Raw genomic sequence first — 13,363 nt, 5'->3', positions numbered from 1 at the left:
CTCTGTGGTGCATGCCATTGCGGGCGTGTGGATGATCGGCCTGATCATCATGCACGTGTACGCGGCCATCTGGACCCGGGGCACCATCCGCGCCATGCTGTACGGCACGGTGACGCGGGCCTGGGCCAAGCAGCATCACCGGGGGTGGTATCGCAAGATGACCGGGGATAACGACTGACACCCCCTGAGCGGCTTACGCCGCTTCCCCCTCTCTACTCGCTGCGCGAGGGAGGGGGACGGCACCCTCGGTGCGGGGCGGCCCTTCCTCGGTGCCCCTCGCCTTGGGCCGCGCCAGTTTTCACAGACATGGCGTCATACTAGGCATCAGCCTGAGCACCCAGCCGCCCAGCGATCCGGGCGGCTGTTTTTTTGGGATTCATTCCAATGCAACGCATTCTTCAACCTGGCGATATCGAGTCGCTGGACCACACCAGTTTTCCGCGCGTGCTGCTGCCGCAGTTGCCGGGGCTGTTCGTCGAGCGGGCGGCGCGGCTGCGGCAGCTGGCCGAGGGCAATCCGATTGCCGATTACCTGCGGTTTGTGGCGCAGATCGTGGACGCGCAGGGCAAGGCGGCCGGGCAGTTGACGCTGGCCGCGCCCGATGCGGCGCTGATCGCGCGGGCGCAGGAGCATTCGATGCCGCTGCTGCCTGCCGCCGACCATATCGATGCCGCCTGGCACGGCGTGCTGGACCGCATGCTCGATGCCCTGTCGGGCGCCGATGGCCTGCCTGTGCCGCTGCAGCCGCTGTTGCAGGAGCTGCGCGCGCTGGACACGGCCGGGCGTGACGAGATCGCGCAGCGGCTGCTGCAAAAGGAAGTGGCGGCCCGCCACGTGGGCATGGCGCCTTTTGTGATGGCTGCGCTGCAGGTGGTGTTTGCCACGCGCGCCAGCGGCCTGAGCGCACGCGACGTGCCCTATACCGATCCCGCCTCGATCTGCCCCGTCTGCGCCAGCGAGCCCGTGGCCAGCGTGCTGCGCATCGGCGGCAAGGCGGCGGGCCACCGCTACCTGCACTGCGGCACCTGCTGCACGGAGTGGCACATGGTGCGCGTCAAGTGCTCCCACTGCGAGTCGACCAAGGGCGTCGAGTACCAGGGCATCGATGGCGCAGGCGATACCGTGCTGGCCGAGACCTGCGAGGAATGCGGCAGCTACCGCAAGGTGGTCAACCAGGAAAAGGACCCGATGGCCGAGCCCCTGGCCGACGACCTGGCCTCGCTGATGCTGGACCTGCTGATGGGCGAGGAGACGCGCTTTCAGCGCGCCAGCGCCAATCCCCTGCTCTACGTGGCCTTTGCCGAGGAGCAGGAGGAGGCCGGCGACGCGCTGATCGACCCCGCCACGCCTGCTGCCTGACCCTTTCGCACGCCATGACCGATACCGCCGCCCCCTCTGCCGCCCCCTCTGCCGCCCCCTCTGCCGCATCCCCTGCCGCCTCCCCTGCCCCGTCCGCGCTGCGCCTGCCTGCCGTGGACAAGGTGCTGTTGAGCGCCGACATGCTCGCGCTGCGCGAGCGCCACGGCCTCGATGCCTGCACCCAGGCCGTGCGCGAATCCCTGGCGCAGATGCGGGCCGATGCGCAGGAGCGGCTGCGGTCGGGCGAGCCCGATGCAGGCGCGCCCGGCATCACTGAGGTGGTCCAGGCGGCCGGCCTGCGCTTGGCGCAGCGCTTTGCGCCCCGGCTGCGCACCGTCTTCAACCTCACGGGCACGGTGCTGCACACCAACCTGGGCCGCGCCCTGCTGCCGCAGGAGGCCGTGGACGCCGTGGTGGCCGCCATGACGGCGCCGGCCAACCTGGAGTACGACCTGGAGGACGGCGGCCGTGGCGACCGCGACGACCTGATCGAATCCCTGGTCTGCGAACTCACGGGCGCCGAGGCCTGCACCGTCGTCAACAACAACGCCGCCGCCGTGCTGCTGACCCTGGCCACGCTGGCGGCCGGGCGCGAGGTCATCGTCTCGCGCGGCGAGCTGGTGGAGATCGGCGGGGCCTTCCGCATTCCCGACGTGATGACGCGCGCAGGCGCCACCCTGGTCGAGGTGGGCACCACCAACCGCACCCATGCGCGCGACTACGAAGGCGCTGTCGGCGAACACACCGGCCTGCTCATGAAGGTGCATTGCAGCAACTACGCCATCACGGGCTTCACCAAGGCCGTGAGCGACGCGGAGGTGGCATCCATTGCCCACGCGCACGGCCTGCAGATGGTGGTGGACCTGGGCAGCGGCACCCTGGTCGATCTGCGCGAATGGGGCCTGCCCTACGAGGTCACGGTGCGCGAGACCATCGAGTCGGGCGCCGACATCGTCACCTTCAGCGGCGACAAGCTGCTGGGCGGCCCGCAGGCCGGCCTGATCGTGGGCCGCAAGTACCTGATCGCCCGCATCAAGAAACACCCGCTCAAGCGCGCACTGCGCGTGAGCAAGCTCACCCTGGCTGCGCTGGAGCCCACGCTGCGCCTGTACCTGCACCCCGAAAAGCTGGCCGAGCGCCTGACCACGCTGCGCCTGTTCACGCGGCCCCAGGCCGACATGCGGGCCCGCGCGCAGGCGCTGCAGCCGCTGGTGCAGCAGGCGCTGGGCCGCCGCTACGTGGTGGAAACCGCCGAGATGAACAGCCAGATCGGCAGCGGCGCCCTGCCCGTGGAAAACCTGCCCAGCTGGGGCCTGCGCCTGCATCCGGCCGACGGTCGCCAGGCCGGCCGCCAGCTCACCCGGCTGGAGGCCGGCCTGCGCAGCCTGCCCCGCCCCGTCATCGGCCGGCTGCATGACGACGCTCTGTGGCTGGACCTGCGCTGCCTGGAGGCAGCCGACGAGCCTGCCTTCACCGAACAGCTGCCGCTGCTGCACATCGCCTGAGGACGAACGCATGATCATCGGCACCGCCGGCCACATTGACCACGGCAAGACCACCCTGGTGCGCGCGCTCACGGGCGTGGACACCGACCGCCTCAAGGAAGAGAAGGCGCGCGGCATCTCCATCGAGTTGGGCTATGCCTACACGCCGCTGCCCAATGGCGAGGTGCTGGGCATCATCGACGTGCCCGGACACGAAAAATTCGTGCACACCATGGCCGCAGGCGCCGTGGGCATAGACCACGCCTTGCTGGTGGTGGCCGCCGACGACGGCGTCATGCCGCAGACGCGCGAGCACCTGGACATCCTGCAGCTGCTGGGCGTGCGCGAAGCCACCGTGGCCCTGACCAAGGCCGACCGCGCCACGCCCGAGCGGCTGCAGCTGGTGCGCGCCGAGATCCAGGCCCTGCTGGCCCCCCCGCCGCGGGCCGGCGCGCCGGCCTTCCCTACCGCGGCAGCCCTGCCTGACGACGCAGGCGTGGCGCAGCTGCGCGAGCACCTCATGGCGCGCGCCCAGTCCATTCCCGCGCGGGCCAGCGACGGGCTGTTCCGCCTGGCCGTGGACCGCAGCTTCACGCTGCCTGGCCAGGGCACCGTGGTCACGGGCACCGTGTTCGGCGGCCAGGTGAAGGTGGGCGACACGCTGGTGCACTCGGCCTCGGGCACCGAGGTGCGCGTGCGCAGCCTGCATGCCCAGAACCAGGCCAGCGAACAGGGCCTGGCCGGACAGCGCTGCGCGCTCAACCTGTCGGGCATTGCCAAGGAAGCCATCACGCGCGGCGACTGGATCGCCGACGCACGGCTGCTGCAGGCCAGCGACCGGATCGACGTGCGCCTGCAACTGCTGGCCGATGCGCCATCACTGGCCCAATGGACGCCTGTGCATGTGCACATCGGTACGGCGCGCTGCACGGCCCACGTGGCCCTGCTGCAGGACCAGCCGCTGGGCCCGGGCGAACAGGCCATCGTCCAGCTGGTGCTGGACATACCCGTACATGCCCAACCCGGCGACCGGCTCATCGTGCGCAATGCCCAGGCCAGCCGCACCATTGCCGGCGGCAGCGTCATCGACCCCTTTGCACCCGCACGCAAGCGCCGCAGCCCCGAGCGCACGGCCTATCTGCAGGCGCTGGAATCGCTGATTGCCACCGGGGATGCCAGCGCGCTGGTGCAAGGCGCGGCCCACGGTATTGCCACATCGCAGCTCATGCGCCTGACGGGCCGCGCATCGGTGGCCACGGATGCCCGCCTGCACCGCCTCCCCCTGGCCGAGGGCGATACGCTGCTGCTGGGCGAGGCACGCCTGCAGCAGCTGCGCAACCAGGTGCTGGACAGCATGGCGCGCTTCCACGACAAAAGCCCCGACGAGCCCGGCGTGAACGCCGCACGCCTGCGCCGCATGGCACTGTCGGGCCTGGTGCATGCAGGGCATGACGCGCTGTGGAAGGGATTGCTGCAAGCCCTGCTGCAGGACGGCAGCCTGGCCGCCAGCGGCGCCTGGCTGCACCTGCCCGGCCACAGCGTGCAGCTGTCGGACAGTGAAAAGCAGATCGCCCAGAAACTGCTGCCGGCCATCGAGGCCGGCCGCTACGACCCGCCCTGGGTGCGCGACCTGGCCCGCGACAGCGCCACCGGCGAGGAAACCGTGCGCCAGCTGCTGCGCAAGCTCGCACGCCAGGGCCAATTGTTCCAAGTCACCAAGGACCTGTTCTACACGGCAGCCCGCATGGACGAACTCGCGGCCCTGGTCCGCGAGCTGGCCTCCTCCACCCCCAACGCCGAAATCCAGGCCCACGCCTTCCGCGACGCCACCGGCCTGGGCCGCAAACGCGCCATCCAGATCCTCGAATTCTTCGACCGCATCGGCTACACCCGCCGCCTGCGCGACGCCCACCTGCTGCGCCCCGATGTGCAGTGGACCACTGGCGCCACAGCAAGAATTTGAGGCAAGGGGCCGCTACAATGGCCAGCTTTGCTTCGCCACGACGCCAGCAACCGGCGCGGCCCAAGGCGAGGGACACCGAGCAAGGGCCGCCCCGCCGCAAGGGTGTCGTCCCCCTCCCCCGCGAAGCGGGTAGAGAGGGGGAAGCGGCGTAAGCCGCTCAGGGGGAGCTTCAAGTCCAGAAGGAAAGCATACGCACCCGGTGGTGCGCCCGGGCTTCAAACCCGGTCAGGGGCGTCAGCCGCTCCTGGGTAGGTTCGACTCCTGCTGCTTTCCGCCAATCCCCCGACTCTGATTCCAGCCAGGTTACGGCTATTGCAAGGGCACGACGATGGCCACGCGGCGGTTCTCCGCCGCATCGCTGGGCACCACGGGCATGGCGCGGCCCAGGCCCTTGACCTCGATATCCTGGCGCGCCAGGCCAGCTTCGGCCAGCACATCGGCCACCGCCTCTGCGCGGCGCAGCGACAGGCGCATGTTGTAGGCATCGCTGCCGCGATCGTCCGTATGGCCTTCCACGCGCAGCCGCTCGATGCCCACGCCCTTGAGGGCACGGCCCAGCTCCAGCACCTTGGTGCGCGCCTGGGCGCCGACTTCGGCCGAATCAAAGCCGAACAGCAGCTTGCCCGACATCTGCAGCTCCCAGCCTTGGTCTGCCTGCGCAAAACCCTGGCTGCGCAGCAACTGCTGCTGTTCTTCGGTCAGCCCCGGTGCCTTGGCCGGCACCGTCTGGCAACCGACCAGCGCAAGGGCCAGCACTGCGGCCGCACCTGCACCGCACATCCGGATCCAGCTCCGTCGTTTCAACATGTCATCCTCCTGTGATTCGTTCGGCCTGGCGCATGGCCTTGGCCTGGTACATGGCCTGGTCTGCATGGCGCATCAGCGTCTCCATGCTCTGGCCATGCTTGGGAAAAAGGGCGACGCCCGCGCTGACCGAAGGCTGCAGCACCACGCCTTCGCTAACCACCAATGGCTCGCGCATGGCAGCCTCTATCTTGTCCCGCACCATCTGCGCATCGCCGCCCCCGCCCACGGGATAGAGCAGGATGGCGAATTCGTCGCCGCCCAGCCGTGCGACCAGATCGGTCTCGCGCACCTGCGAGCGCAGCCGGGCACCCACCGCCTTGAGCAGCACATCGCCCACGGCATGGCCGTAGGCATCGTTGACCTGCTTGAAGCGGTCGTTGTCCAGAAACAGCACGGCCAGCTTCTGCCCGCTCTCCGCCGCACTGTCCAGCGCCTGCTGCAGTCGCTGCTCGAAATGCAGGCGGTTGGCCAGCCCCGTGAGGCTGTCGCGCGAAGCCTGCCGCTCCAGCGCCGAATTTTGCTGCTGCAGCCGCTCATGGCGCGTCTGCAGCTCGGCCAGCAGGGCGTTGAAGTTATCGCCCAACTCGCGCAGCTCGGCAATGCGCGCCAGCGGCACGCGCTGGTCCATGGATCGGTCATGGCGCACGGCCCGGGCCACGCGCGCCAGCTGCTGCAGCGGCTCGGCAATGTCGCGCAGCATGCGGCGCGACTGGCGCAGGCCCACATAGCCGCTGACCCCCACGCACAGCACCAGCACGATGAAACCTGCGCCCAGGAAACGGACCAGGCCCACGCCATCGCTGGCCAGCTGCACACTGCCGACCAGCCTGCCGTCCTGGCGCACATCGGCCTCGGCGCGCGGCAGGCCAATGCCCACGGCCAGCAGCTCCCCGATGCTGGACAGCGCCGAGCCACCATGGCCTGACCACCGCACGAACGGACGGCCCTCGGCATCGAAGACCTCGGCGTGGGCCACGCCTTCGCCACGCAGCAGCTGGTCCAGCACGCGGGCGGCCTCGTCGCGGTCACCGAAGACCAGCGATGCCTCGACCGTATAGGCCAGCGAACGGGCCACCAGATGCAGGTTGTTGGACAGGTACAGGCGCAGGGTGGCCACGCCGACGATGAGCAGCAGCGCCCCCGCCAGCGCGATGGCCACCGCCGCCATGCGCAGGTGCGCGCGGCGGATCACGTTGCGCAGGGAGGCATTGCCGGACAGGGACAACTTCATGGCAAGGTCCTGTGGCGCGCCAGTTGCAGCACCTTGGGATTGACACGCAGGCCGCTGCGGGCCACTGAGTCGAGGCTGACCTCGAAGCCCGCGCCCTCGCCACGGCGGCGCAGGCAGAACATGGCGCCGATGCGGCACAGCTCGCCCCGCTCGCTGATGGTCAGGAGCGGCCGCCCGGCCAGCTGCTCCATGAGCTTGCGCCAGGCCGCCTCATCGAGCTGGCCGGCATAAATGCCCTCGCATTCGACCAGTGCGCGCGCATCGACGGGCGCCACGCGCCGTACCTCCAGCCGCTGGCTGCCCACGGTCTGCGGGGCGCCATTGAGCAGGTCGTCGGCATATTCGGTGGAGCCCACCACGCACAGCCGCAGCACGGGGCTTTCCGTGGGCCAGCGCGTGTAGCCCAGGATGCCTACGACGGTGCGGGTCACCCCCAGCTCATGCTCATCGGCCGCCGGCTCCGCATGTGCCTGCCCCACCAGCCCGGCCTGCAAGGCCAGCAGACCCACGACCAGCCAGGCCCGGGCAGACAGGCCTTTGATCCTGCAATCCATGCCCCACCTGCGGTATGTGTGATGTATGCGATGTGTGCGAGCTGCCAACCAAGGCTCCTTGAACGGAATATCCATGCATTGCGCCACGCTGGCGCACTGAAGCATTTTTTCACATATCGACCCCATCGGGCCGCCGGGACTGTCACGCCGGGGCGCCCGTGATGGGCCAATGCGGCAACACCTCAAAGCGCAGAGGCAGGCAGCCGGTAGTGATAGCCGTAGAGTGCCTGAAAGCCCAGGCTTTCATACAGCCCGCGCGCCACCATGTTGGGCGCACGCACCTGCAGTTCGGCCCATTGCGCTCCCTGTGTCTGCCCCCAGTGCATCAGGCCATGCACCAGCGCCCGGCCCAGTCCCTGGCCGCGCAGCGCAGGCGTGATGACGATGTCATACAGGCCCACGCAGCCGCGCTCCACGACGGCCAGGCCAAACCCGACCACCTCGCCGCCCGCTCCACCGCCCACTTGCAGCGAAGCAAATGCGGCGGGCCAGGCAATGGACTGCAGCATATGGTGGTGCGCCTGCCTGTGCTGCTCCGGCACGGCGCCGGCCTGGGCAAAGCCCTGCAGCCAGGCCGTGCCAGGCCGGGCTTGAATGGCAAGGGTCCAGCCCTGGTCGTTCGCTGGCGGCGCCATGTCCGTCAATGCGGCACGCATCACCAGGGAAGGGTCGGCCAGCAGGTAGCCTGCCTGCGCCAGCTGCGCATCCGCCTCGGGACTTGCCAGGGGCGAGAGGCGAAAGATCGCGGGCAGGCCCTGGCGCTCGTAGAAGGCCTCGATCTGCGGCAGCAAGGCGTCAAGGCGGGCGCCGGGCTGCTGGGCATTGGCCGAGTTGGCGCGCTTGGTATGGCCCTGCGCGGCGCGCAGCAGCCAGTCGCCGCAGAGCACGGTGCGCTGGGCCGGCCAGGCGTTGAAGCCGCGCTGCTCCACGCCCACCACCGTCTCGGGATCGCATTCCACGGATGCGCGGTCATGAGTGAAAGACTTGGACATGCCCGCTTGTACCATGGCCGCCCGCTGTGCCCGCCCATAATATGGCGCGCCGCCGCGCTGGCGGCAGGCACTCTTTCCCACTACTGCGATCGCCGCCGATCGCCGGATTGCTCCATGACCACAGACACCTCCCAAGCCCCCCGACTCACCTCGCTGTCCCATGGCGGCGGCTGCGGCTGCAAGATCGCGCCGGGCCTGCTGGCGGAGCTGATCGGCAAGAGCGCGCTGCCCAAGCAGTTCTTCCCGGACCTGCTGGTGGGCACGGAGACCGCCGACGACGCCGCCGTCTACCGCATCAACGACGAGCAGGCCATCGTGGCGACCACGGACTTCTTCATGCCCATCGTGGACGACCCGTATGACTTCGGCCGCATCGCCGCGACGAATGCGCTGTCCGACATCTACGCCATGGGCGGCCAGCCCCTGATGGCCCTGGCCATAGTGGGCATGCCCATCAATGTGCTGCCGCACGACACCATTGCCAAGATCCTGGAAGGCGGCGAATCGGTCTGCCGCGATGCCGGCATTCCGCTGGCCGGGGGCCACTCCATCGACTCGGTCGAGCCCATCTACGGCCTGGTCGGCATCGGCATCGTCAACCCCCGCCAGATGAAGCGCAATGCCGACGCCCGGGCCGGCGACGTGCTGATCTTGGGCAAGCCGCTGGGCGTGGGCATTCTGTCGGCCGCACTCAAGAAGAACCTGCTGGACGAGGCCGGCTACCGCGCCATGGTGGAAGCAACCACCCTGCTCAACCGCCCCGGCACGGCGCTGGGCAAGATGGACGGCGTGCACGCGCTGACCGATGTGACGGGCTTCGGCCTGCTGGGCCACGGCCTGGAACTGGCACGCGGCGCGGGCCTGACGGCACGCATCGACAGCCGCAGCCTGCCCGTGCTGCCCACGGTGCAGGGCTTTGCCGAGCAGGGCGTCATCACGGGCGCCTCGGGCCGCAACTGGGCCTCGTATGGCGCGCAGGTTGCGCTGGGCGCCGGCATCACCGATGCGCAGCGCGCGCTGCTCACCGATCCGCAGACCTCGGGCGGCCTGCTCGTGTCCTGCGCGCCGGATGTTGCCGACCAGGTGCTTGCACTGTTTGCCGAGCAGGGCTTTGGCAGTGCCGCCATCGTCGGCCGCATGGAGGCGGGCGAGCCGCGCGTCATCGTGGACTGACGGCCAGCGCATTCCAAAAGCGACGGGGGCCTCGGCCCCCGTCGCTTTTTGCACTCCCGGCGAGCCGCCAGCGAACCGGCGGCCCGTCACCGGGTCACAGGTTGCTTCACTCGCTCACGGTCTGCGTCTTGTAGGCCGGGCTGGCCTGGATGGCGCTGTCGGTGAACGGCAGCTTGAGCCATTGGCGGGCGCCGTAGGCCTTGGTGTAGTCCACGTAGTGGGCCGAGGCCGGGTCGTCCGACAGCGAGAAGGTCAGGAAGGTGTGGGCCTCCACACCGGCCGACGGGAAGCTCACCACCTGCATGTAGCTGTTGCCATGCGGCTGCCCGTCCATGCTGTAGCCGCCCTGCTCTATCTTGTTTTCCGAGCAGGTGATGGTGAAGTAGCCCACCTCGCCGCAGCCGCCATACAGCGCGATCTTGTCGCCGCCGCGCTGCGAGAACAGCACGGTGCCGCGCGCCGCATCCATGGCAAAGCCGCTGGCCTGCACGGCCTTCACTGCTTCGGCGAACGCCTTTTGCAGCGCCGCCTTGGCCGTGGGCTTGATGCCACGCGGCGTGTTGACGGGGTCGGCCGCATCGAAGGGAACGGCATACAGGTCGGCCGATTTGATCTGGCTGGCCACGCGCTTCCAGAACTCATCCCAGACATGGGAGCCCCTGGATGCCGCCGTGCCCGTGCCGTCCCAGGCCTGCAGCGCCGTGCAGGCAGCCGATACGTCCACCGTTTCACCCGCCGAGGACACGGGGCCTGGACAGACCTGGGCCAATGCCTCGTCCTTGAAGCGCGCGCTGTAGACACGGCTGTCCAGCACCATCTGGCGCACGATGTCGCTGGTGGCCAGCTTGCCCGGATAGCCGTCCGTGCCCGCCAGCCGCTGCAGCGCCATGGTGTGGCCCAGGCGCGTGCGCAGGCTCTGGGCAGAAGAGGTGGAGCCGAAGATGGCCGGATAGCCGGTCAGCGGCGCCGAGGCATTGGACAGCCAGTAGCTGTCGTTCATGTTGCCCACGTAGTCGCTGCGCAGCAAATTGGGCATACGTGCGGGGCCGATGGCGCCCGCCTGCACCGAATCTGCATCCGAACTCCAGTCGCACTGGCTGCTGCCACCGGCCAGCACCGGCACCTGGGGCAGCGCCGCGTTGATGGCGGCCGAGGCCGGCGTGGCACAGGCCTGCAGCTGCGCGGGCGGCACGTTGGGCACGGCGCCTATGTCGGCATACCAGACCTGGGCATTGCCGCGCCCTGCGGCCACGGTGTTGACCCAGGGAATGGCCGACTCCTCCTTCTGGATGCGGATGAACTCGTCCAGCGACCTGGCCTGGTTCCAGCGCAGCCAGTTGCGGAAGGTGCGGTAGTTGTAGGCGTTGATGTCGCGGATGGCGAACACGCTCTGCGTGGTCCAGCCCAGCGCCGGGTCCATGGCGCCCAGGTTGACCACCGGGCCGTGCACGGTCTTGTACAGCGTGCGCGTGACCTGGTCCTGCCCGCCGGAGGCATTGCGCACGCTCACGGTGATCTTGCTGGCCTGCATGGCCTCGGTCTTGCCGTCGCGCACATAGCGGGTCGGGTCATTGGGCGCCAGCTGGTACATGAACAGGCCGAAGCGCCGCGCCGTGGACACGGTGTGGCTCCAGGCCACATCGTTGTTGAAGCCGATCAGCACCATCGGGATGCCCAGAAAGCTGGCGCCACTGACATCGATCTCGCCGGGAATCGTGAGCTGCGATTGATAGAAGCGGTCCGGCCCCTTCCAGTACCAGTGCGGATTGCCGAACAGCACGCTGCTGCCGCCGCCCGTGGCCTGCTGGCCAAAGCCGTACATGTTGCTGCCGATGCCCGTGGTGCCGCCCACCTGGAACGATGGCGCCACCACCTGCCCCGGCTTGAGCGCGGCCAGCTGCGTCGCGGCCGGCCGGGCCTTCGCCGGCCTGGCCGAGGCCGTTGCTGCCGCAGCCGCTGCAGGCGGCACGGCATTGGCGATCTGGGCCACGAAGTTGCTGTAGCCGCCGGCCAGATTGGCCGTGTACATGCGCCGCCAGATGTCCTGCGCGGTAATGGCCTGCACCCAAGGCTGGCCCGCGCAGGCCGCATTGGTCTTGGCCCCGGCCGGGGTCTCGCGCACCACGCGGTTGTAGCCGGCCACGAAGCCATCGACCAGTTGCTTGAGCTTGTCCGGCTGGGCCTGGATCATGGCGGCCACGGCGTCATCGGAGACGACATGGCGGAAGAAGAAGTCCGAGTCGAGATTGCGCGGCCGGTCGATGGTGCTGTCGTAGACGGCCTGGGCATCGCCGCCCAGGTAGCGCGAGCGCTCCCCGCGGTACGTCAGGAAGGAGTCGGCCATGGTGCACAGGTTGTCCTGCGCCTGGGCATAGCCGGCGCCATAGCCCAGGCCCGTCCAGTCCTTGGCCTTGATGTGCGGAATGCCCATTTCCGTGCGGCGGATCTCCGCGCTGTACTTGCTGCTGGAGCCGTCGCCCGAACCGCCGCAGGCCGCCAAGGCGGCCAGGCAAATCAATGACAGGGGTTTCCATCCACTGCGAACCGCTGGGTACATGCTTTGTCTCCTGGTGTTATGCGTACACAAAGAAAGGCCCCTGTTGGTACGGGGGCCCACAACAGCATAGGAGGGCCGCAAGGGACTGCCTACCCGGCAGTTTCACTAGCAGATGTCAGAGACCCGACAGTGGTTGCAAGGGCTGCAGCGCGCCCGTCAGGCAGCGGATTCGCCCGGCTGGCTCAGGGCCGCCGTCGTGCGCCGGTCGATCTTGCGGCTGAGCACCACCGAGGTATAGGTCTGCTGAATGCCGTCGATCAGGCCGATGCGGTCCAGCAGCGCATCGAGCTTTTCATTGCTCTCGCAGCGCACGAACACCATGTAGTCGTACTGGCCGCTGACGGCAGAGACCTCCTCGACCTCGGTGAAGCGGTTGAGCGCCTGCATGACCAACGTGGCCGTCTTGGGCTGCACGCGGATGCCGCAATACGCCCGCACGGCAGACTGCTCCACGCGTGCGCCCAGGCGCACGCCGTAGCCGGCGATCACGCCCTCTTGCTCCAGCCTGGCAATGCGCGCCACCACCGTGGTGCGCGCCAGATTCATCTGCCGAGCCAGATGTGCGGTGGAAGCCCGTGCATTGGTCTGCAGCAGACGCAGCAGCTGGCGGTCGGTTTCATCAAGACGGTATTCCATGCGGTTCCCTGGATTTCAACGGCAAGCACCCATGGAGGCTGCCCGGATGTGGTTCCACATTTCGGCAGAGATCCCCCCCAATCCGGCGATTTTATGCGTTGCGCATCGTCGATTTATCGACAGGAGTCGTACTTTTCCTGGTACCGCGGCGGCAGGAGCGCCTCTCCAGCCTTCGCCGACCAGCAGCCGCCCCAGCTGGCACCACCAGCTCTTGGGATATTCATCAGAAACAAAAGTAACTAATTACAAATTCTTGGTGCAGCAGAAAGCAGGGACCACGCAGGGACCTGACTACGGAATCGCATGAATCATTAGCATGCGTCCCATGTTTCCTACACAAAAACTGCTCCAGGCGCACCGCTGCCACTTTAGGCAGTGCTGATCGGGCATACCGGCGCCTGCGAACCGCTTTCATCGCCTGCTGTATGCAAGATGGATCAGTACTTGCAAATACATGCATTTCCGCTAGATTGGCTCCGCAGGCGTAAATTTTGTGTACTCAAGTTACCCCGCGCGTCTTGTTTGATTTGCCCCGAGGAGGATTTCCTGTTCCCGCTGCCCGCCGGGCCGCTCGTTCGCCACCATGACAAGGGCATGGCCGCCATGC

General features: G+C 68.3%; 10 protein-coding genes, 1 tRNA gene and 1 pseudogene. 6 read left to right on the top strand and 6 right to left on the bottom strand.

Features of this window, described 5'->3' with window-relative positions; all coding sequences use genetic code 11:
• The 5 genes and pseudogenes from JHD82_RS30395 to JHD82_RS21255 all read left to right on the top strand — a co-directional run.
• Nucleotides 1-178, top strand: a pseudogene (locus JHD82_RS30395) (formate dehydrogenase cytochrome b556 subunit); the annotation flags it as partial.
• Nucleotides 179-384: 206 nt separating this feature from the next.
• Nucleotides 385-1,359: a formate dehydrogenase accessory protein FdhE gene (gene fdhE / locus JHD82_RS21270; protein WP_199138606.1), complete on the top strand. Its 975-nt coding sequence runs from the start codon at nucleotides 385-387 to the stop codon at nucleotides 1,357-1,359.
• A gap of 14 nt (nucleotides 1,360-1,373) precedes the next feature.
• Nucleotides 1,374-2,864: an L-seryl-tRNA(Sec) selenium transferase gene (gene selA, locus JHD82_RS21265; RefSeq protein ID WP_233174837.1), complete on the top strand. Its 1,491-nt coding sequence runs from the start codon at nucleotides 1,374-1,376 to the stop codon at nucleotides 2,862-2,864.
• Between the two features lie 10 nt (nucleotides 2,865-2,874).
• The gene (gene selB, locus JHD82_RS21260; protein ID WP_199138604.1) at nucleotides 2,875-4,806 is read left to right on the top strand and encodes a selenocysteine-specific translation elongation factor; all 1,932 of its coding nucleotides are present in this window, start codon (nucleotides 2,875-2,877) and stop codon (nucleotides 4,804-4,806) included.
• A 181-nt stretch (nucleotides 4,807-4,987) separates the two neighbouring features.
• A tRNA-Sec gene (locus JHD82_RS21255) sits at nucleotides 4,988-5,083 on the top strand.
• A 32-nt stretch (nucleotides 5,084-5,115) separates the two neighbouring features.
• Here the strand turns inward: JHD82_RS21255 and JHD82_RS21250 are convergent.
• From JHD82_RS21250 to JHD82_RS21235, 4 genes are all read right to left on the bottom strand, one after another.
• Nucleotides 5,116-5,613: an OmpA family protein gene (locus JHD82_RS21250; RefSeq protein WP_199138602.1), complete on the bottom strand. Its 498-nt coding sequence runs from the start codon at nucleotides 5,611-5,613 to the stop codon at nucleotides 5,116-5,118.
• A gap of 1 nt (nucleotide 5,614) precedes the next feature.
• Entirely contained in the window at nucleotides 5,615-6,844 is a 1,230-nt protein-coding gene (locus JHD82_RS21245; protein WP_012205319.1) for a sensor domain-containing diguanylate cyclase, read from the bottom strand.
• Nucleotides 6,841-7,398 (bottom strand): YfiR family protein, encoded by a 558-nt coding sequence (locus tag JHD82_RS21240; protein WP_199138601.1) that lies wholly within the window; start codon nucleotides 7,396-7,398, stop codon nucleotides 6,841-6,843. The genes JHD82_RS21245 and JHD82_RS21240 overlap by 4 nt, the downstream gene beginning before the upstream one ends.
• Before the next feature lie 182 nt (nucleotides 7,399-7,580).
• Nucleotides 7,581-8,405 (bottom strand): N-acetyltransferase, encoded by an 825-nt coding sequence (locus JHD82_RS21235; RefSeq protein WP_199138600.1) that lies wholly within the window; start codon nucleotides 8,403-8,405, stop codon nucleotides 7,581-7,583.
• 99 nt (nucleotides 8,406-8,504) lie between these two features.
• On the opposite strand from JHD82_RS21235, the gene selD reads away from it, so the two are divergent.
• Nucleotides 8,505-9,563 carry a selenide, water dikinase SelD gene (gene selD, locus JHD82_RS21230; RefSeq protein ID WP_043781849.1) on the top strand — a complete coding sequence of 353 codons (1,059 nt, stop codon included), beginning with the start codon at nucleotides 8,505-8,507 and terminating at the stop codon, nucleotides 9,561-9,563.
• 106 nt (nucleotides 9,564-9,669) lie between these two features.
• Here selD and JHD82_RS21225 read toward each other — a convergent pair whose 3' ends face one another.
• Nucleotides 9,670-12,120: a penicillin acylase family protein gene (locus tag JHD82_RS21225; protein ID WP_199138599.1), complete on the bottom strand. Its 2,451-nt coding sequence runs from the start codon at nucleotides 12,118-12,120 to the stop codon at nucleotides 9,670-9,672.
• Nucleotides 12,121-12,276: 156 nt separating this feature from the next.
• Nucleotides 12,277-12,756: an Lrp/AsnC family transcriptional regulator gene (locus tag JHD82_RS21220; RefSeq protein WP_012205315.1), complete on the bottom strand. Its 480-nt coding sequence runs from the start codon at nucleotides 12,754-12,756 to the stop codon at nucleotides 12,277-12,279.
• Nucleotides 12,757-13,363: the final 607 nt, after the last annotated feature.

This window comes from Delftia sp. ASV31, assembly GCF_016428765.1.
Classification (GTDB): domain Bacteria; phylum Pseudomonadota; class Gammaproteobacteria; order Burkholderiales; family Burkholderiaceae_C; genus Comamonas; species Comamonas acidovorans.
Note: the sequence above shows the minus strand (reverse complement) of the source record. Positions and strands in the feature narration are given on the sequence as shown.